Source organism: Parabacteroides goldsteinii DSM 19448 = WAL 12034, from assembly GCF_000969835.1.
Lineage (GTDB): Bacteria > Bacteroidota > Bacteroidia > Bacteroidales > Tannerellaceae > Parabacteroides > Parabacteroides goldsteinii.
On sequence record NZ_KQ033912.1, the window covers coordinates 991,121 to 1,011,609 of the forward strand.

19 protein-coding genes and 3 tRNA genes are annotated in these 20,489 nt (G+C 42.8%); 9 read left to right on the top strand and 13 right to left on the bottom strand.

Features of this window, described 5'->3' with window-relative positions; translation table 11 throughout:
- Positions 1-5 precede the first annotated feature (5 nt).
- From HMPREF1535_RS03870 to HMPREF1535_RS03880, 3 genes are read left to right on the top strand one after another with little or no spacing between them, the layout of a single operon-like run.
- A complete protein-coding gene (locus HMPREF1535_RS03870; protein WP_007654888.1) occupies positions 6-479 on the top strand; it encodes a hypothetical protein in 474 nt (157 codons plus the stop codon).
- 32 nt (positions 480-511) lie between these two features.
- A complete protein-coding gene (locus HMPREF1535_RS03875) occupies positions 512-1,099 on the top strand; it encodes a biopolymer transporter ExbD (protein ID WP_007654889.1) in 588 nt (195 codons plus the stop codon).
- A 2-nt stretch (positions 1,100-1,101) separates the two neighbouring features.
- Entirely contained in the window at positions 1,102-1,569 is a 468-nt protein-coding gene (locus HMPREF1535_RS03880) for an ExbD/TolR family protein (RefSeq protein ID WP_044214796.1), read from the top strand.
- Positions 1,570-1,637: 68 nt separating this feature from the next.
- Here HMPREF1535_RS03880 and HMPREF1535_RS03885 read toward each other — a convergent pair whose 3' ends face one another.
- The gene (locus HMPREF1535_RS03885; RefSeq protein ID WP_010801984.1) at positions 1,638-2,189 is read right to left on the bottom strand and encodes a GNAT family N-acetyltransferase; all 552 of its coding nucleotides are present in this window, start codon (positions 2,187-2,189) and stop codon (positions 1,638-1,640) included.
- A 146-nt stretch (positions 2,190-2,335) separates the two neighbouring features.
- On the opposite strand from HMPREF1535_RS03885, the gene HMPREF1535_RS03890 reads away from it, so the two are divergent.
- Positions 2,336-2,806, top strand: a complete 471-nt coding sequence (locus HMPREF1535_RS03890; protein ID WP_007654892.1) for an Lrp/AsnC family transcriptional regulator — start codon at positions 2,336-2,338, stop codon at positions 2,804-2,806.
- Between the two features lie 78 nt (positions 2,807-2,884).
- On the opposite strand, the gene asnS is transcribed toward HMPREF1535_RS03890, so the two are convergent.
- The 3 genes from asnS to purB form a co-directional block, all read right to left on the bottom strand.
- The gene (gene asnS / locus HMPREF1535_RS03895) at positions 2,885-4,291 is read right to left on the bottom strand and encodes an asparagine--tRNA ligase (RefSeq protein WP_007654900.1); all 1,407 of its coding nucleotides are present in this window, start codon (positions 4,289-4,291) and stop codon (positions 2,885-2,887) included.
- A 67-nt stretch (positions 4,292-4,358) separates the two neighbouring features.
- Positions 4,359-5,858 carry a pseudouridine synthase gene (locus HMPREF1535_RS03900; protein WP_007654904.1) on the bottom strand — a complete coding sequence of 500 codons (1,500 nt, stop codon included), beginning with the start codon at positions 5,856-5,858 and terminating at the stop codon, positions 4,359-4,361.
- A 60-nt stretch (positions 5,859-5,918) separates the two neighbouring features.
- On the bottom strand, positions 5,919-7,262 hold the full coding sequence (gene purB, locus HMPREF1535_RS03905; RefSeq protein WP_007654906.1) for an adenylosuccinate lyase: 1,344 nt from the start codon (positions 7,260-7,262) through the stop codon (positions 5,919-5,921).
- A gap of 237 nt (positions 7,263-7,499) precedes the next feature.
- On the opposite strand from purB, the gene HMPREF1535_RS03910 reads away from it, so the two are divergent.
- Both HMPREF1535_RS03910 and HMPREF1535_RS03915 read left to right on the top strand, forming a co-directional pair.
- Positions 7,500-7,574: transfer RNA gene (locus tag HMPREF1535_RS03910), tRNA-Val, on the top strand.
- Between the two features lie 28 nt (positions 7,575-7,602).
- Positions 7,603-7,677: transfer RNA gene (locus HMPREF1535_RS03915), tRNA-Val, on the top strand.
- 191 nt (positions 7,678-7,868) lie between these two features.
- Here the strand turns inward: HMPREF1535_RS03915 and HMPREF1535_RS25725 are convergent.
- The 4 genes from HMPREF1535_RS25725 to HMPREF1535_RS03935 all read right to left on the bottom strand — a co-directional run bounded on the left by HMPREF1535_RS25725 (position 7,869) and on the right by HMPREF1535_RS03935 (position 10,642).
- Positions 7,869-8,036, bottom strand: a complete 168-nt coding sequence (locus tag HMPREF1535_RS25725) for a hypothetical protein (RefSeq protein WP_154278419.1) — start codon at positions 8,034-8,036, stop codon at positions 7,869-7,871.
- Positions 8,037-8,396: 360 nt separating this feature from the next.
- Positions 8,397-8,783: a helix-turn-helix domain-containing protein gene (locus HMPREF1535_RS03920; protein WP_010801982.1), complete on the bottom strand. Its 387-nt coding sequence runs from the start codon at positions 8,781-8,783 to the stop codon at positions 8,397-8,399.
- A 617-nt stretch (positions 8,784-9,400) separates the two neighbouring features.
- The gene (locus HMPREF1535_RS03930) at positions 9,401-9,841 is read right to left on the bottom strand and encodes a DoxX family protein (RefSeq protein ID WP_007654911.1); all 441 of its coding nucleotides are present in this window, start codon (positions 9,839-9,841) and stop codon (positions 9,401-9,403) included.
- A 728-nt stretch (positions 9,842-10,569) separates the two neighbouring features.
- Positions 10,570-10,642, bottom strand: a tRNA-Arg gene (locus HMPREF1535_RS03935).
- Positions 10,643-10,870: 228 nt separating this feature from the next.
- On the opposite strand from HMPREF1535_RS03935, the gene asnA reads away from it, so the two are divergent.
- Positions 10,871-11,908 (top strand): aspartate--ammonia ligase, encoded by a 1,038-nt coding sequence (asnA, locus tag HMPREF1535_RS03940; protein ID WP_010801980.1) that lies wholly within the window; start codon positions 10,871-10,873, stop codon positions 11,906-11,908.
- Between the two features lie 9 nt (positions 11,909-11,917).
- A complete protein-coding gene (locus HMPREF1535_RS03945; RefSeq protein ID WP_007654913.1) occupies positions 11,918-12,580 on the top strand; it encodes a uracil-DNA glycosylase in 663 nt (220 codons plus the stop codon).
- Positions 12,581-12,647: 67 nt separating this feature from the next.
- Here HMPREF1535_RS03945 and HMPREF1535_RS03950 read toward each other — a convergent pair whose 3' ends face one another.
- The 3 genes from HMPREF1535_RS03950 to HMPREF1535_RS03960 all read right to left on the bottom strand — a co-directional run bounded on the left by HMPREF1535_RS03950 (position 12,648) and on the right by HMPREF1535_RS03960 (position 16,364).
- Complete coding sequence (locus HMPREF1535_RS03950) at positions 12,648-15,380, bottom strand: putative LPS assembly protein LptD (protein ID WP_010801979.1); 2,733 nt, start codon at positions 15,378-15,380, stop codon at positions 12,648-12,650.
- A 173-nt stretch (positions 15,381-15,553) separates the two neighbouring features.
- Positions 15,554-16,096, bottom strand: a complete 543-nt coding sequence (locus HMPREF1535_RS03955; protein ID WP_007654918.1) for an HDIG domain-containing metalloprotein — start codon at positions 16,094-16,096, stop codon at positions 15,554-15,556.
- Between the two features lie 85 nt (positions 16,097-16,181).
- Entirely contained in the window at positions 16,182-16,364 is a 183-nt protein-coding gene (locus HMPREF1535_RS03960; RefSeq protein ID WP_007654920.1) for a hypothetical protein, read from the bottom strand.
- 154 nt (positions 16,365-16,518) lie between these two features.
- On the opposite strand from HMPREF1535_RS03960, the gene HMPREF1535_RS03965 reads away from it, so the two are divergent.
- Entirely contained in the window at positions 16,519-17,715 is a 1,197-nt protein-coding gene (locus HMPREF1535_RS03965; protein ID WP_007654922.1) for an exo-beta-N-acetylmuramidase NamZ family protein, read from the top strand.
- Between the two features lie 2 nt (positions 17,716-17,717).
- Here HMPREF1535_RS03965 and HMPREF1535_RS03970 read toward each other — a convergent pair whose 3' ends face one another.
- Together HMPREF1535_RS03970 and HMPREF1535_RS03975 are read right to left on the bottom strand one after the other, a co-directional pair.
- Entirely contained in the window at positions 17,718-19,337 is a 1,620-nt protein-coding gene (locus tag HMPREF1535_RS03970) for a TonB-dependent receptor (protein WP_046145358.1), read from the bottom strand.
- Complete coding sequence (locus tag HMPREF1535_RS03975; protein WP_007654926.1) at positions 19,304-20,359, bottom strand: MG2 domain-containing protein; 1,056 nt, start codon at positions 20,357-20,359, stop codon at positions 19,304-19,306. The genes HMPREF1535_RS03970 and HMPREF1535_RS03975 overlap by 34 nt, the downstream gene beginning before the upstream one ends.
- Positions 20,360-20,489 lie beyond the last annotated feature (130 nt).

Here is a 20,489-nt window from a genome sequence, read left to right on the forward strand (position 1 = left end):
GAATTATGGCAGTTACTAAAATAAGAAAAATGTCCAGCTGGACACTGTTAATCGTTTCGATTATCAGTCTCGTAGTGCTGGGTATGTTCTACGCAGGAGGAGTTGTTGACCCTTCTGTTGAAATGAAAGAACCGATTTACACCGGTTTATTGATTAACTGGACATCTGTATTATTCTTTGTCACAATTATCAGTACAATTTTATTTGCTGTGTGGCAATTTATAACCTTACTCCAGACGAATGCAAAATCAGCTATAACTTCTTTGATCGTTATTGTTGTTTTCGCTGCGATTTTATTCATCACTTATTCTATGGGTGATGCAACTCCGCTGGGAGGAATGAATGCTGATTCTCAGAAATACAACATTCCTTTGTGGTTGAAAGTAACAGACATGTGGATTATGTCCACTGTTGTTCTGATGGTTTTGATCGTTGCAGCAGTAGTTTGGGGTTCTGTAAAAAGAATGCTTAATAGATAATAGTAATAACGAATCGATAAAACAAGAAAGAAATGGGTAAAAAAAGAAAGACACCGGGAATCAATGGTTCTTCTTCAGCCGATATTGCTTTCATGTTGCTTATCTTCTTCCTTATTACTACATCAATGGACACAGATAAAGGTTTGGCTAGACGTTTGCCGCCTCCTGTACCCAAAGATCAGAAGAAAAATGAAGAAATGGATATCAAAAAGAGAAATATCCTGGTCGTACTGATCAACAGTAACAACCAGATTCTCTGTAATAATGAATTCATTGATATTAAGCAACTAAGAGAAAAGGTTAGAAATTTCATTGAGAATCCTTACAACGACGAGCATATGCCCGAAAAGACTGAAGTAGACGTACCATTCTTCGGAAAGCAAATGGTAACAAAAAATCATGTTATCTCTTTGCAGAACGACCGTGGTACTGAATATCAGGCTTACATCGATGTTCAGAACGAATTGGCAGCAGCCTATAATGAACTGAGAGATGAAGTTTCCAGAAAGAAATTCGGTAAAGCTTTCGCTGATTTGGATGAAGATCAACAAAAGGCTGTGCAGATGATTTATCCGCAAAAGATATCAGAAGCAGAACCTAAAAATTATGGAGGCAAATAATAATGGGAAAATTTAGTAAAGCAGGCGGCAGAGAGATGCCTGAATTGAATACCTCATCATTACCTGACTTGGTATTTGCCTTCCTGTTCTTCATCATGATGGTAACCTCTATGCGTGAAGTTACTTTGAAAGTAGTTTTCCAGGCTCCTCAGGCAACAGAGCTTCAGAAGTTGGAAAAGAAATCACTGGTAACATTCATTTATGTGGGTAAACCGACTCAGGAATTAAGATCAAAAATGGGTTCTGAAACTCGCTTACAACTGAACGACCAGTTTGCTGAAGTAAGCGAAATCGAAACTTACATTGCTCAGGAAAAGTCAAGTATGAAAGAGGAAGACCAGCCGTTTATGACTGTATCCATCAAAGCCGATAAAGAGACTAAGATGGGTGTTATCACAGACGTAAAGCAGGCGCTTCGTGAAGCATACGCATTGAAGATCAGTTACTCAGCTAGACAAGCTGTTGATTAACTAATTCAACGATAATAAAAAAAGGCAGGACTTCCGTTCTGCCTTTTTTATTGGAGTAAATTCAGCACTTACTCATTAACACCATATACATATCGGTGGATACAATTCTTTACCTCTTCGAATGATTGTTTCAGATCGATAGCTCCGTAAGTCATCAGGCGCATTTCCAGCAAAGGTTCCCCCTGACGATAGGGAGGCTGAAAATAAACATGATCATCCAACACATATCCCAAACGTTCATAAAAGCCTATTCTACGCTTACTCATCTCTTCGGTAGGCATTTCCACTTCCAGCACGACAGGAGCGTCACAAAGCGCCATAAACTGCTTCATCGACTCCCCTCCTATTCCGCCATTACGGGCAGAGGCGTCAATTGCAAAATGTTCCACATAAATAAACGTCCCAAAAGACCAGGCAGTAATAAAACCTGCATAAACCTGATCTTTAAATAAGGTATAAACAGTAAAACGAGGCTCATCTTTAACTAACTCCCGCACCAAAGAGAATGCCCGTCGCTCCGCTTCCGGAAAGGAATCGTTATATGTATTTTCTACTTTATCCAACAAAGGATCGGAAAAATCTTTTACCGGCCTGCATTCGATTACCGCACTTAAACTCATATTCTTATAATATTGATTGATTAATAAAAGAAAACTTACGAAATAAAATAATTGAGCGAATTATATCGTCTAATTATTATAGTTTGACTATATTTGTATCTAATTGTAATTATATAGAATAACAGAAATACAAATATACAGAAATTATGGCACACCATCAACTGGATGAATTGGATGAAAAAATATTAAAACTGATTATAGGTAATGCCCGTATGCCTTTCCTGGAAGTTGCCAGAGAATGTAATGTCTCAGGAGCCGCTATACACCAGAGAATACAGAAACTCACTAATCTGGGCGTTATCAAAGGCTCTGAATTCATTGTGGATAACACTAAAGTTGGCTACGAAACATGTGCTTATATGGGATTATTCCTGAAATCACCCGGACAATTCCCCTCTGTTACGGAAGCATTAAAGAAAATTCCGGAAGTAGTGGAATGCCATTACACGACGGGACAATACGATCTGTTCATCAAAATATATGCGAAGAACAACCAGCATCTGCTGAATATCATCCATAACAAACTCCAGCCATTAGGACTGGCACGGACAGAGTCGCTGATATCTTTCAAAGAAGCCTTTAAAAGACAGATACCGATCGACCTGGATGACGAATAAAAAATAAGGGACTTTTGAAATCAAAAGTCCCTTATTTTATGTATGAAAGTTATATCTTTTACTTTCGAAAGTCCCTTATTAGAATTCCGCATTGTTCGGAGTTCTCGGGAAAGGAATCACGTCGCGGATATTTGTCATACCTGTAACAAACAGCAACAAACGTTCGAAGCCTAAACCGAAGCCGGAATGAGGCGCCGTACCGAAACGACGGGTATCCATATACCACCAGATATCTTTTTCGGGTACTCCCATTTCAGAGGCACGTCTTGCCAGCTTTTCGTAATCTTCCTCACGCTGTGACCCGCCGATGATTTCTCCGATCTTCGGGAACAATACGTCCATGGCACGAACAGTCTTTCCGTCATCATTCTGCTTCATATAGAAAGATTTGATCTCTTTCGGATAATCAGTCAGGATAACCGGACATTTGAAATGTTCTTCCACCAGGTAACGTTCGTGTTCGGAAGCCAGGTCAGCACCCCAATATATCGGGAATTCGAAGGTATGTCCTTTGGCTACAGCCTCTTCCAGAATCTTAACACCTTCCGTATAAGACAGGCGGATAAAATCATGTTTCAGGACAAATTGCAGACGTTCGATCAACTCTTTATCAAACATATTGTTCAGGAACTGGATATCATCCATACAGTTATCCAACGCCCACTGTATACAATATTTGATAAAGTCTTCCGCCAACTGCATGTTTTCAGCAATCTCATTGAAAGCAACTTCCGGTTCGATCATCCAGAACTCGGCCAGGTGGCGCGGAGTATTGGAGTTTTCGGCACGGAATGTCGGTCCGAACGTATAAATAGCTCCCAAAGACATGGCAGCCAATTCACCTTCCAACTGGCCCGAAACAGTCAGGCTGGCCTGCTTTCCAAAGAAATCGTCATCATAAATGATAGAGCCGTTTTCATCCTTTTTCAGGTCATACAGATTCATTGTCGTCACCTGGAACATCTGTCCGGCCCCTTCACAGTCTGAAGCTGTAATAATCGGTGTATGGAAATAGAAGAAACCTCTCTCATGAAAGAACTTGTGGATAGCGATCGCCATGTTATGACGGATGCGGAACACGGCACCAAACGTATTGGTACGCGGACGCAAATGAGCTATTTCACGTAGGAATTCAAGCGAGTGACCTTTCTTCTGCAACGGATAAGTAGCAGGATCGGCCGTACCGTAAATCTGAATTTCGGTAGCCTGGATCTCTACATTCTGACCTTGTCCCAGAGATTTAACCAATTCACCGTTCACACTGATACAAGCACCGGTCGTAATCGGTTTAAGGTATTCTTCACCCAATTTTTCCACATCCACAACGATCTGAACATTATTGATTGTAGAACCGTCATTCAGCGCGATAAAGCTAACCTGTTTACTACCACGACGGGTACGAACCCATCCCTTCACGTTAACGGTTGTACCGTAAGCTTCGCTTTTCAGTACATCTACAATTTTTGTTCTAGTAATTGTTTCCATGTTTATATGTTTATTCTTAGATAATCAAAACAAGATAGCCGGTATTGTCAACCGGCTAATCTTTGTATTATTCAAAAGCACCCATTCGGAGCGCGTTCACTTCACGTTCGTTCAGATAACGCCATTTTCCTCTTCCCAGGTTTCTTTTTGTAAGTCCGGCAAAATATACACGATCCAGTTTCGTCACATGATATCCCAATGATTCGAAGATACGGCGAACGATACGGTTACGTCCCGAGTGGATTTCGATACCCACCTGGCTCTTGTCGTCTTCGCTTGCATAGCTGATTGCATCTGCATGGATTTCGCCGTCTTCCAGCTCCAGTCCGTTAGCAATCTTTTCCATGTCTTCGATAGATACATTCTTATCCAACCATACGTGGTAGATCTTCTTCTTCTTGAATGACGGGTGAGTCAGCTTGGAAGCCAGGTCGCCATCATTAGTAAGAAGCAATACACCGGTTGTGTTACGGTCGAGGCGGCCTACCGGATAAATACGTTCCTGGCAAGCATTCTTCACCAGATCCATAACGGTAAGACGTTCCTGAGGATCGTCGGAAGTAGTTACACAGTTTTTCGGCTTATTCAACACGATATAGACCTTGCTTTCGATCTGTACCGGTTTGTCGTTAAATTCTACCTTATCCTGGCGGGTGATTTTTGTACCCAGTTCAGTAACTACTACATCATTTACTTTCACAGCACCGGCTGTGATAAATTCGTCAGCTTCACGACGTGAACAAACACCTGCATTCGACAAGAACTTGTTCAGACGGATCGGTTCGTTAGGGTCAGCCAGTACTTCTTTATACTTCAACTGTTTCTGGAAGTTGTACTTGGCATTCGGGTTGTAATCGTTTGTACGGCGTTGCTGGCCACCCGGACGTCTGTTGCCGTATCCGTTGTTGTTGCCATATCCACCGCCACGGTTATTATTACCGTACGAAGGTCTGCCGCCACCCCGATTATCACGAGAGTCATACGAATTTACGCGAGTATCACCCACTCTCGGTCTTCTTTTCTTCATGCCGTCACCAGCAGCAGCACCTTCCTGCGAAGGAGTATAAGGTCTGCTTGGTCTTTCGTCATAGTTAGGACGAGAAGGACGGTTGTAAGAACCGCCACCACCATACGAACGGTCATTGTTGCCGTAAGAGGGGCGATTGTTGCCATAAGAAGGACGGCTGTTGTAGCCACCTTCGCGATTTGAGTTGTAACCACCTTCACGATTGTTACCGTAACCACCCTCGCGATTATTTCCATAACCGCCACGGTTGTTATAAGATGGTCTGCTGTTATAACCACCACCTTCGCGGTTGTCATACGTACGAGGACGGCTCGGACGATCTCCGTAAGAAGAGCGGTTATCCCCGTAAGAATTATAACCGCCGCGGTCATCCCGGCTCGGACGGTCATATGGTCTCCGTTCATAGTTGTTTCCCTCAGGTCTGTTGTAACCTTGATTGTAAGGTCTTCTTTCACCTTCCTGATCTGTGTTTTCCCGTCTGATACTTGGTATCACCTTTCTAGGACGCGGTTGAGATTCTTCTCTTTCTTCTGTGCTCATTGTTGTAAATTAATAAATAATTAACTAATTGGTAACCTCACGGTTACGTTTATTTTCACACTAAATACCTGTATAATTATGCGGCGTAATCGCCTTTAATTCAGCTTTCACAGCATCACTGACCTGCAGCGTTCCGATAAAATCACTGATTGATTTTTCAGTGATTCCCTCATTTGTCCGGGTTAAGGCTTTCAAAGCTTCGTAGGGCTTCGGATAACCTTCACGACGCAAGATCGTCTGGATACCTTCGGCAACGACAGCCCAGCAATTGTCCAGATCCCGGTACAGGGCGTTCTCATTCAATAACAATTTACCCAGCCCTTTTGTTAAGCTCTTGAATGCGATTTCGATGTGTGCCAAAGGTACACCGACATTGCGCAACACGGTAGAGTCTGTCAAATCCCGCTGTAGACGGGAGATCGGCAATTTGGTAGCCAAGTGTTCCAGAATTGCATTAGCCATACCCAGATTACCTTCTGCATTTTCAAAGTCGATCGGGTTCACCTTATGAGGCATTGCCGACGAACCTACTTCGCCCGCTTTGATCTTCTGCTTGAAATACTCCATAGAGATATACTGCCAGAAGTCACGGTTCAGGTCTATCAAAATTGTATTAACACGTTTCAAACCATCGAAAATGGCAGCCAGATTATCATAATTGGAAATCTGTGTAGTCCATTCCTCACGGCTCAGGCCCAGCACTTCATTCACAAACTTATTTCCGAAAGCCTTCCAGTCATATTGCGGATAAGCCACATGATGCGCATTAAAATTACCTGTCGCACCACCGAACTTGGCAGATACGGGAATAGCTTTTAATAAAGCGACCTGCTGTTCCAGGCGATACACAAACACCATGATCTCTTTACCCAGACGGGTCGGAGAAGCAGGCTGTCCGTGTGTTTTTGCCAGCATGGAAACATTGCTCCATTCTTCCGCATACTTTTTCAGCATGTCGATCACTTCCTGGATGCCCGGATAATAAACTTCGTTCAAAGCATCTTTTATAGACAATGGTACCGAAGTATTATTAATATCCTGCGAGGTCAATCCGAAATGGATAAACTCCTTGTAATCCTGCAAAGCCAGCAGATCGAATTTTTCTTTGATAAAATATTCAACGGCCTTTACATCATGGTTGGTTACGCTCTCGATCTCCTTAATACGGGTTGCGTCCTCCAGACTAAATTCCTTGTAAATTTTACGCAACGCTTCTTTGTTTTCCACTGTAGCCAGATTATTCAGCTGTGGAAGATACTCAGCCAGAGTAATAAAATACTCTATTTCGACTTGCACTCTATACTTGATAAGTGCATATTCTGAGAAGTAAGCCGCCAGGTTTTCGGCTTTATTTCTATATCGACCATCTACGGGCGATATGGCAGTTAGTGTTGAAAATACCATACTCATTTAGTTTATACACCTATATCCCTGAGTGTCCGGGCGATATACCAATGATATCGAATACTTATATACATTAATAATATAGAGACGCAAAGTTACTACATTTCTTCAGATTAAATGGTAGTAATGAATTTTTTTTCGACTTTTTTGCTGAAATGTTTGGAGGTAATAAAAAAAGCCGTATCTTTGCAGCGCTTTAGAGAGATAAGGCATACAAAATTTACTGAAGTAATGAAAGGGCGTTTAGCTCAGCTGGTTCAGAGCATCTGCCTTACAAGCAGAGGGTCGGCGGTTCGAATCCGTCAACGCCCACTCATTTATACCAATTTGATTTCAATTCGGGCGTTTAGCTCAGCTGGTTCAGAGCATCTGCCTTACAAGCAGAGGGTCGGCGGTTCGAATCCGTCAACGCCCACTAAAAAAAAGACTTACAATTACTTGTAAGTCTTTTTTTATTCTATATAATTCAGCTATAGACGCATCTGCTTAATTGATCCAAGAATACTACCCACAATTTCTCGATGACAACAAAGATTCATGTGTTTTTCACCTACCCAACAATACTTCAATAACTTACAGGCTTATCAGACACTAATACATTCAAATCTAGAAATAATTGAACCTACTTTTCCCTTGATGGAAAAGTAGGCAAAAGATCAAGGCTACACCTGCTTCGCTACTTCGCATCCTCCGTTCGCTGTCGTCTGTGAACTCGCTGCGCTCAAACAGCACAGCCTCCGGGCGCTCTCTACGGATGCTTCGTTTAACGCTCATCAGCTGAGGCCTTTCATAGAACGCTTTGCGTTCTCTTGGGATTGCTGATACTACCTGTTAAATCCGAAAGTTTTTGTTTTATAAGTATCGGTGTCGGCCATCCTAAGAGGAAGCATAGCTTCCTTGGAAAGGCCTAAGCGGGTGAACGTCCGCGTAGGTGAAAGACGGAACGGTTAAGAAAATCCGTTGTTTGAGCATAGCGAGTTTCGGATTTTCGAGTGGAGTCTTTCACCGGAGCAGTGAAGCCGGTTGAGCCTTGAACTTTTGGTTACTTTTCTTTCAAGAGAAAAGTAACATTCAAAACTGATAATAACTGAGCAGTTTAAATATAATGTCCCTAATCTATAATACCTATATCAATCATCTCTTATCCCTTAAAACCTCCTGCAACATAGCAACCTTTTCTTTTTCTGCTTCCAGAAGTTTATCATAAAGTTCCACTATTTTATCAATGGGATTAAAGGTTGGACACCAATTGACAGCGGATGATTGATTATCAAATGTATTTGCAACAATATTAATAGAAGTTCCATCTTCCATTTCGGTAATGGCCTCAACAGGAATATTTAAAGCTTTAGCAATCTTTTCCAGTATTTCTATTTCCAATTTATCCCTTTTCTCATAACCGGACAAAGTAGCCTGTGAAACACCTATCTGTTCTGCAAGCACATCCTGATTAACATTTCGCCATTCCCTCCAACGACGAACATTCGCTCCATGATTACTTTTCTTTACTGTTGCCTCCATATTAATTATTGTATATGATTTACCTAATGCAAAAGTAAGTATTAATCCTGATAATATTTTATTTAATAGAATAATATCCGCCGATAAGACTCCGAATAATATTACTACCACATTTAATAAGAAATCAGCTTACCTGATGAATCATCCCGTCTACATTTTATTCCTTTGCCTATCATTCATTAAACAGACAATAAAATGACTCAAAAAAACAATAGGAATTATGCAGAGCAAATAACCCTGGGATGCCTCGCAATCAACAAACCCCTTAGTTTTGTAAAAACGATCTTTCTTAACAGAGAACAGAATGAAAACCATTATATATTTAATGCCCAGAAAGAAACCAGCTTGGAAGTCCGGTTTGAGTCTTCGACACTGACTTGCTTATTCGATTCCAACAAAATGTGCAAAGGGGCATTTCTTTTCCTCGACGATACAATGGAACTTATTCATTATATCGATTATTGCAGTAAAACTTATCCGTGTGATCGGCTCCTTGAAGGATGGATCACACAGAATACCATAATCCAAATAAACATAGACACAAAAGAATGTAGTCTATTAATAGTACCTATCCGGCAAAACAAGGGATCGTAACCCTACTCTGCGACACCTGATTTTTACCTTCTCTTCTTCGACAGCGGCACAGAGATGAACCGATCAATCGAGAATTTACCCGGACCGGTAATATACATTAATATAAATACCACCAGATAAACAAAGGCCAGCTCTTTCACCGCAAAAGGATCACTCCCGTGGATAACAAAAAAAGCCATACACATAGTAAATATCATCGGTATCATTGCCAGACGATATAATGCGCCAAAAATAAATCCGATCGAGCAGGCAAGTTCACCAAAGATAGCAAGCCCCAACGACACATTACTCCCCACTCCCAGCGGATCAGGAAAAACAGCAGACATCTCCGCATAATTATTCCATTTCTGGATACCATGACTCAATAATAAGCCACCGAAGAGGATGCGCAACGCCAATAATAACAAGGAAATAGTAATTCCGTCAGGCTTCGACGGAAACAAAAATCTGTATATCGCCAACATAGTATTTTGTTTTATCTTAATTAATAACTTATATATAAAACAAAAGAAAAAATGAAAAGTTCATTCAATCCTGCTTAACACCCCAAACGAAAGTAAAACTAAATATCAAATTGTCAACTCACCCCACCCCAGAAAGAGATGTACGATCCCAACCCAATACCCGTTATAATTCACGCACTTCTCGGCGACTTAATGAATAACAGTTGATCACACTTAAACAGCATAAAACATCATTATGAAACATACAAGTAAGAATATAGAACAATAGGACCCGCATCAATCGAAAACATCACAAATATGCCAATTCAAAACCTGCGCCTGTTTACCCTGCTACAGAAAATAAAAATGTTGTTCAACAGACTTTTTCCACGCAAAACAGCTTCTGAAAAAGCCAGAATCAACACTTATTAACAAAAATCTTGCTTTAAATAAATCCCCATCTCATTTAAAATGAAAAAAAACTCGTTTTAAACGAACCCCCAAATTATTTAAAACAAACAGAAAAACGCGCATGCCTCAATACCATTGTTAAATTATGTATTCAACACTCTTCTACAATACCGATCCAAAGCAGTACGCTCGTCATAAAAAACGGCCAAATAAAACCATTTTACTCTGCAACAGACCAATATCACTTCATTTTGTCAATTATATTATTTTCAAAGAGAAAGTAAACGAGAAGTATTTAAACAAAAAAAGCGACATCATACGACATCGCTTTTTTGTTGTGACCCGGGAGGGATTCAAACCCTCGACCTTCAGAACCGGAATCTGACGCTCTATTCACTAAGCTACCAGGCCAAAGACGGGGCAAAAGTAAATATAATATCGGAGGAAAGCAAATGTATTGAGGATGAGTTTTCACATTCTTTCTTTTTTCTGCCGAAAAACATAACTTCTGATATTTTGCAACTCTCTTTAGCGTATATACTGCCATTTTGCAAATAAAAAGGGCTGCTATATTGCTATTTTGCCATTAATCATTATCTTTGCCACGCATATTTAACAAACACAAAGCACAACAAGTATATGAGCTATCTAATTAAACCTGCGGGATATAAGGCTTTGCTTAACCTGTCTCAAACAGAAATGGGTATCAAGAAAATCAAAGACTTTTTCCAGCAAAACTTATCTTCCGAATTACGCCTGCGTCGTGTCACGGCTCCTTTGTTCGTTCTGAAAGGTATGGGAATCAACGATGACCTGAACGGAACCGAACGGGCTGTTACTTTTCCTATCAAGGACCTGGACGATTCAAAAGCAGAGATCGTCCACTCGCTGGCTAAGTGGAAACGCCTCACTTTAGCAGACTATAATATAGAAGAGGGTTATGGTATTTATACCGATATGAATGCTATTCGTTCGGATGAAGAACTGGGGAACCTGCATTCTTTATACGTTGACCAGTGGGACTGGGAACGTGTTATGAGCCCTAAAGAACGCAATGTTGAATTTCTGAAAGAGATTGTGCGCCGTATCTACGCCGCTATGGTACGTACGGAATATCTGGTCTACGAAATGTTCCCGCAGATAAGGCCGTCTCTCCCCCAGCAGATTCATTTCATACATTCCGAGGATTTATTACAAAAATATCCTACCTTTACACCGAAAGAACGGGAAGACGCTATTGCCAAGGAATACGGAGCCGTATTCATCATCGGCATCGGATGCCAACTGAGCAATGGACAGAAACATGACGGACGTGCTCCGGACTACGACGACTGGTCGACTGTCGCTGAAAACGGACAGGTCGGACTAAACGGCGACCTGCTTGTCTGGGACGACGTACTGAACCGCTCACTGGAATTATCCTCTATGGGTATCCGTGTGGATAAAGAAGCACTGCTACGCCAGCTAAAGAGTTGTAATGCGGAAGAAAAGAAAGAACTATACTTCCACAAACGTCTCTTGAGCGGCGAACTGCCCCAAAGCATCGGCGGCGGTATCGGACAAAGCCGTTTGTGTATGTTTTATCTGCGCAAAGCTCATATCGGAGAAATCCAGGCAAGCATCTGGCCGGAAGAAATGCGTCAGGAAGCCCGTGCTGCCGGAATGCTATTAATTTAACTTTCAATTATGGACGTAAAGATCGAACAAAGCTGGAAAGAACGGTTAGCCCCCGAATTTGAAAAAGATTATTTCAAAGAGTTAATCAACTTCGTAAAACAGGAATACAGTCACGGAACAGTCTATCCTCCGGGACCATACATCTTTAATGCTTTCGAGCATTGTCCTTTTGATAAAGTAAAAGTAGTCATACTGGGGCAAGATCCTTACCACGAACCGGGACAGGCTCACGGGCTTTGTTTCTCTGTTCAGGACGGGACTCCTTATCCTCCATCCCTGATCAACATCTTTAAAGAGATAGAAAGCGACCTGGGTACGCCTATGCCTAAAAGCGGGAATCTGCTGCGTTGGGCAGACCAGGGTGTTTTATTATTGAATGCGACACTGACGGTCCGTGCACATCAGGCCGGTTCGCACCAGAACCGGGGATGGGAAGCATTTACAGATGCGGTAATCCACAAACTGACAGAAGAGCGCAGCCACATTGTTTATATCCTGTGGGGTTCATATGCACAGCGCAAAGGTGCTTTTATCGATGCTTCGCGCAATATGATACTCAAATCAGCGCATCCTTCCCCCCTCTCCGCCTACCGCGGATTCTTCGGGAACAAGCATTTCAGTAAGACAAACGATTATCTGATAGCCACAGGACAGACTCCTATAGAATGGTAAATACCAAGATAAAGAAAGGGCGTTGAAAATAAATTCATCGCCCTTTCTTTATGTCTTTTCTATGAGATCAATACCAGTCCTGACCTGAACGAACGCTGCTGCTCTGGTTATACTTCAAGTCTTTCAACAGGGAAGAACTTACTGCTACAGAGAATGTGTACGACTTATACGCTCCCACCGGAACGATACTTGCCGACATCTGGAAACAGTGCAGGTTACGGGTTATATTACAGGTCATAAACGAAATCTTTTTATTCTCGACGTCGTAAGTGGCATTGAAGTTAAAGCTCCAGTTCTTTGTCGGCTGGATATTTCCGTTAAAGCTCAGTGCATGGGTCAGCTTATACTTATACTCCAAGCGGTTCGGATCGAAATCGCCATAGCGTAACTGCATACTGTAATTGAAAGAAAGGCTCCAGGGGATTTTCGAAACCAGATAACCATCCGAATCATACTCTCCGGTATCTTTCTTCTTGCCACGCAAACGGCCACCTTCCTGAGTTCCTTCCGCATCCGCATTCTCACCATCCGCATTCTCGGCTGTCAGATTTTCCAATTCGCCGTCTCCTGCATTCTCTTCCGGGATATTACTATCCGTTTTACCTCCGAACCACTTCTTGAACGTATCGTTGTTGAAAGTATAGGAGAAGCTGGTTCCTGTTGAACGCAGACGTCCGATACCTTTGCCGGCTTTCCAACGGGGGATATCCAGTCTTATCGGCTTTCCGTTTTTATCCGCACCATAGGTATAAGTATCGAATTGTCCGTTCAGATTCAACGTATAACTCTTTGAGAACTTCAAACGCAATCCGACAGAGAGGTCACTCCATTTGAAAGAGTCCGCCGCCATATTATAACTCATCCCCAAGGATAACTTATCGATCAGGCTGATCTTTTTAAAGCCGGTAGTATCTTTATCCGACTTAATTTTCATTTCTACGTTATTATCCAGCGAAAAGTTCAAACTACCCTGCTTTCCACTCGGGATAGACCCGTTGTGGGCGAAAGGAGAATAAACATAATCGATAGGATCGCCATTTGCATCTATGTACTGATAATGATCATAAAAACCAAAGATACTACCGCCAAAGTCAGGAGCGGCACTAATGCTGACAGATGGTTCGAAACGATGGCGGATCATCTCCACTTTATCTCCCAGGAAAGGAAGCGGCTTGTAAAAACCATACAACGTAGTCGAAGCTGATAACGACGCACTGTAGTTGTAAATACGATAGAATCCGTAAGTTGTATCACGATTTACCAAAGTATTCAGGTGCGGATCGAACTGCTTAGTGATCTTACTGGTATACCAGCTTTCCTTGTAATTGAAAGACGGAGATATATTGATATACTTGAATGCCGTAAATGTGGCACTGACCGGAATGCTATGGTCCATCGAGTTCTTCCAGTCCTTTATGATATTCGATTTAAACAACTGGTTTTCCTTCGTTGTGATGCTATTCTTGAAATATCCCGAATAACTCATGGAGATCTTTTCATACCACCGTTCTTTTCCCACCGGATTCTTACGCTTGAACGGGAATATACGGCTCAGCGTAATAGTCAGGTCAGGCAATGTCACGGAGATCATGGAGTCTTTGGAAGACTGGTTCACGTTCATGGTTGCCGAAAGCGTCAACGGATTGTTCGGGAAACGCTGCGTGATATTGATACTGGAACCTTTTGTATTGTTTGTCGTATTCGGGTTATAAATACCCATCGCACTGTTACGGTCGAAACTGGAAGTCGCAAAATTGACACTGGCAGAAAAAGTCCGGTACGGATTCGCTTTCGGGTCCTGGCTGTGCGTCCAGTTCAACCGGAAGTCTTTCGACAGACTATAGTCGTCGAGCCCCTTATCACCATACCTGCTCACCTGGTAAGCCGCATTGAAGTTACCCGAAAAAAGATACCTCTTTTTATAAGAAGACTGCGCCTGAAGCCCCCAGGAACCTTTCGTATAGATCTCACCTGTCACCGCCAAATCGATATAATCGCTCAGTGCAAAGTAATATCCTCCGTCGCGCAAACCAAATCCCCGCTGAGAGTCATCGGTATAGGTCGGCATAATCACACCGGAAGAATAAGTACTGGAAAACGGGAAGAAGCAGAAAGGCAGACCGATCGGATATAACGGTACATCTTCGATCACCATATAGACCGGACCTGTCACGATATTCTTTTTAGGACGGACCTTCGCCTTGGTCATCTGGATATAAAAGTGAGGGTGATCATGCTCATCACAAGTAGTATATTTACCACCCACCATATTCAGGACATCGTCGTCCATCTTCTTTGTACGGCCGGCAGTTACGAATCCCTCTCCCTGTTGGGTGATCACATCGGTAATATACCCTTTCTTGGTATTGAAGTTATAACGCATCGTTTTCGATTCGTACTCCTGATCACCATCCTTAAACAACGGGTAACCGAACTCTTCACCGATAGAGTCGAGACCGAACTTGGCAAACACCAGGCTGCTGTCCAGGCTCATCTCTATATTTTCAGCCTGTAATCCGATCTGTTGATATTTTACATCACTTTCGCCATAGAGATACGCCCAGTTGCCGGCAGTCATTACCATAGAGTCTTTCGCCTGGTAAACAACCGGTGCATCGAGACCGACCTTATTGTTCTTGGTAGAGTCGGATACAAGGACTGTACTATCAGTGGCTGCCTGGGTTATCGTATCCCCATTGACTGGCAATACGGTATCACGCGGGGCAACCAGCTCCTGCGAATACATCATCAAAGCCCCTGCGAGAAAATATAAAAGGATAAATAAGCCTCTGTGTCTCATTAATTAAGTTGACAGTTGACAGTTGACAACTGATAATTAAAGATTGAAAATTGAAAATTGAAAATTAAGATTATCCTAATTGCCAATCGCCAACTGTCAACTGTCAACTATCAACTGTCAACTGAATCGTTACAGCGTGCAAATGTATAATAAATTAATGAGCCCTATAGCTTTTATTCCCCTAAAAAGAGTTTACACCAGTTATCAAAACGTATTACAGTATCTTCTCCGTACTTTGAAAGGCCCTGTTTTACCTTCTCAACGGACTTTTCTTTATCCAGTTTTGTCTTGCTGTAAAACTTATCGGCAAAACAGATCAGCTGTTCTTCCAACGAAACCGGCACCATTACACGTGAAGGAAGCGGAAGATGCCGCTCCTCTATCATTTCACGGGTTATACCGGTCCCAGTATGCCGTTCGCAAACCAATGCGTGGCGGGGAAAGCCTTCTTTACGCATCAGGTCGGCTCCCAGATAGCCGTGACAGATGTATTCGGCATCCCCAAAACAGCCGATCTCCGGAGCATTACACAGGAAAATGCCTATATCATGCAGCATGGCGGCTTCTTCAATGAACGGAATGTCCAGATTCATTTCCGGATGCATCCGGGCCAGGTTCAATGCTTTGTCGGCAACACTCCGGCTATGGGTAACCAATATATGATAAGCATCCGATTCTGCCGGATAATATTTTGAGATAATATCAATAGGATTCATTTTATCCATACCTTGTTTTAAGTTAATCCGGTTGCGAAGATACAGATATTTTATATTGGCTATCCAGTATACGGCTGATTAAATACTATCCTCTGCTTCCGAGGCTATTCAGGTCGGGGTTGATTTCTTTGACGGCGTCTTTCACCTCTTTTTTTGTTACTTCACCGTCTGTTGCCACCTGTTGTACCGGATACCGATCTTCTTTGTGATCCAACACTAATGCTTCGGTTTTCGCTTTTTCTTTGATCTTTGGAAGTTTTGTTGTCATATGATTATTCTTTTTGTTTATATTAAATCAACACGAAATCAAGTATGATGGTTCAAGGCAAACATGTTAAATAGAAACACATTTAATCCTTTCGTTGCTTTAAAGAGACGAACATTTGCTACTTTTGCAGATAATAAACAGTAGGAAACGGATTATGAAAACAGTTTTCAGGCTTACACTTTGGTTTATCGGCATATTGCTCATGCCCGGATTACAAGCCGCAACAACTCAGGGACCTTTGGTTTTAGGTGCCGAGCGTATGGATGTGATTACCCGCTTGCTGAAAGACAAACAAGTGGGACTGGTTATCAACCAGACTTCTATTTTGGAAAAACAACAGAAACATTTACTGGATGCCCTGGTTGAAAAAGGCATTCAAGTGAAAAAGGTTTTTGCACCCGAACATGGTTTCCGGGGAACAGCCGATGCCGGAGAAGAAGTAAAAGACAGCCGCGACCTGAAAACCGGCGTTCCCATCGTATCCATTTACGGCAAACACAAAAAACCGACAGCCGAACAGTTGAACGGACTGGACGTTATCGTATTCGATATTCAGGATGTGGGAGCCCGTTTCTATACGTATATAAGTACCATGCATTATGTAATGGAAGCATGTGCGGAAAACGGTGTCGAGTTTATCGTACTCGACCGTCCGAATCCCAATGATTTTGTAGACGGCCCGATCCGTCAGAAAGGTTTTGAATCGTTTGTCGGTGTCGATCCGATCCCTTTATTGCACGGCCTGACGGTCGGCGAACTGGCCTGGATGATCAACAGTGAAGGCTGGTTGAAAAGCTCTCCGGACAGTTGCAAACTGCATATCGTTAAAATGGAAAACTGGAAACATGGCGATCCGTACTGGTTGCCGGTCAAGCCTTCGCCTAACCTGCCAAACGACCAGTCGATCCGCCTATATCCGTCGTTATGCTTCTTCGAGGCAACCAACGTCAGTGTCGGACGCGGTACTTACTATCCGTTCCAGGTGATCGGATACCCGGACCGGAAATACGGCGATTTCGCATTCACTCCTGTTTCATTGCCGGGCTTCGATACGAATCCTTTGCAAAAAGACAAGGAATGCTACGGCATCGACCTCCGGGAATATCCTTTCGAGGGAGGATTGACCCTGCGCTTTTTCCTGGACTTCTATAATAAGGCGGGAAACGAACAGGCTTTCTTTTTCTCCCGTCCGCAATGGTTCGACCTGCTGGCCGGCACCAAAGAACTCCGTTACCAGATTGTCAGAGGACTGACAGAGGAGGAAATACGTGAAAGCTGGCAGCCGGAACTGGATAAGTATAAACAAATGCGAAAAAAGTATTTATTATACCCGGATTACCGATCTAAATAAGACTACCACTTCCCACGAATCAACCGCCCATCATCGGTGATTCCTTCTATCACGACAGAAAAGGGGGCTTCGCTATCGGCGGTATAAAACTCGACCGAAGCATTGCCCTGCTCGTCGGTTTGTACCTTCGGGTTCCAATAAAGGGTTGTCCGCAAATCAGGCATCGGATTCTCTTTTTGTTGCATGGTCTCATATTTAGGGGAATAGAAAGCAGCCGGTTTCTGATAACCTAACAAATGGATTTGCCCAACGTTTTTAGGTATATAATTCGCCATAGATATGCCTTGCCTCATTTTGATAGCAATAAAATAAGCGCCAGTCATAGGAAACCAAGCCAATCCTGCTGTTCGATCCCGGTTGATATCAATCTGTTCGATATCTTTCAAACTCAACGTTTGTATCAACTGATTCTCCATGATAGAGTCATTTACCGGAAATTCATTCAAGACAACCCTTACTCTATTACCCGGATCATCACCACGATAGTAAGGCACTACATTCTCTTTAAAATACAATCCTGGAAACCTTGACAACAAAAAAGTCTTTAAAGACATATCCGGCACCTGTTCTATCTCTTCTTGCCGAATAGTTATACTTCCCTGTATCGTTTCATAAGGGGTTTTAGGGGCTTTCCTCTTTTTGGCAGTCACCACCACATCTTCCAAAAACACACTACGCAAGCCGTTTTCATAACTTACTCGCCGGTTGGATTTATCCATGAAACTGACATCAACCGAAACATTTTCAGCCAATGGCCGACCAGCAACGTGCCTCTCTTCCATGAAAGGCCATGCTTGTTCAACTGCCGGATATTCTTCCGGAGAAAGAGACAATAACACATTAGAACTTCCTTTGGGAGAAACGGCATGTACACTATAAAGCGTACTATCAGGAAATTCAAACGGACTGAAGTCAAAACATCCCTCTTCGTCCGTCTTCACCTCTTCCAGTACCCCCTGATCCGGTATGTTCACCGTCACTTTCGCTCCTTTCACGACCTTATTTCCTACCAATCGTTTCACATCACCGGTGAGACGCTGATATAACTCCGGAGCAATCGCCGGTGTTTGGTAATCGGTAACTAGTGCTTGCTCCAACCGGTAACTCCTCCAGCCTTGCGTCAACATCAGCAAATCCAAACCCTCCCTCCTGAAAGGTTCATCCGAATAGAAATACCACCCCGGCTCTTCGATATACCCTTTCAACTCAGAAGTCAACAATAAGGAAGTATAAATCGTATAGGTAGAATCCGGCAATAGATCCTTGGTATCAGTCACTGACACCGAAAAACTTCCGGTTAACGGATTCCCCGACACATCTTGCAAGGCGACAGACAGGTTTACCTTCTCCCGCCAGCCGTACGTTCCTTTATCCGGACGAAGCAAAAGGCAAGCCTGGTCATCATTCTTTACAAACGCCAACCGTTCACAGAGGATGTTCCCTGCCGAAGAAAGCAAGACAAAATGCAACACGCCAGAGGCAATCCCCTCTTGCTTAATGCGTACCGGCTTTTCCACATCTATTTCCCGCGCCAAAAGAGGAAGCCCCCGTTCATGAACCAAAAGAGTAAATGGCCGGGTGGTTTCATTCAAAGACTGCCCGCCTCGAATGGAAAACAACATAAGCCCCCCCTATTTTCTATCACATTCAAAGAAACCACATCCTGATGGGCTACCGGCAAATCAAAACGACGGGTGACACCGGCTTCCGAAGTACACTCGGCATAATATTTCTTTCCCGCTTCCGGTATCCAATTAAAAGCCCCCATACCGGCATGGGTTGTTTGGAATTTACAGACTACGTTGCCGGACTCATCTTTCACGATACCGGACACCTCTTCCGACTGCCCCAAACTATTCAGTGCCTTGAACGCCATCTTCGACAAAACACCGGCAGGCAGATTACCTCCTTCGGGTAAGAAGTCTACATGATAATCAGCTTCCGGTAGATCCACAGGCAGAAACTGCTGAAAGTTGGCAGCTTCCAACTTGACAACTTTCTGTTTATAGTCGTCCGGAGTGATCTTGAAATGGCATTGCCCATCTTCTGTCCAGTAGTCAATCTTGCCTTTTTCATCAAAGAACGAGACATTTTCCAGTTTAATCATTTGCCGGGATGTCATATTCTTTAAGCCCACAACACCTTTAACCTGTTTTTGCCCCGCTTTACCACTGAAATCAACTTCGGCTTTAACTGATTTACCTAACGCCTGAACGACCCGGACCGGTTTCCGGAAAAAGAATGACTCTCCACTATTCTCCATATAACGGGTATATGCCCGAATCGTATATTCACCACCTGGTAAATCAATATCCAATGGCAAATAGCCATAATACAAACTATCCGTATCCTGTCTGATTTTCACACGATTCACAACATTCCCGAACGGATTGACCAATTCGGCATACACATACCGGCTCGTCTTTTCCGGTTTATTATCCAACGCATTCACCAAATAAGCACGAAACCAAAGCGTATCACCTCCCATATACAATGAACGATCGGTATGTAAATGGATCTTTTCATTCGGAAACAAACAGGTCTGTTGCCACAAACGCCCCGCTACTGTATCAGGAAAGAGTTGTGCTTGTGCAAAGACTGTCATTACGACAGACAACAAGAGATAAAGGATATATCTGTTCATAACCTTGGTGTTTTATATTGTTCTTTATATATGGGGGGCAAAATAACTATTACCGGACGCAGACAACGCGGAATCCGCAGAGTTACATAGACTATTTTATTAAAAATCATATTGTCTGCGTTATTCTGCA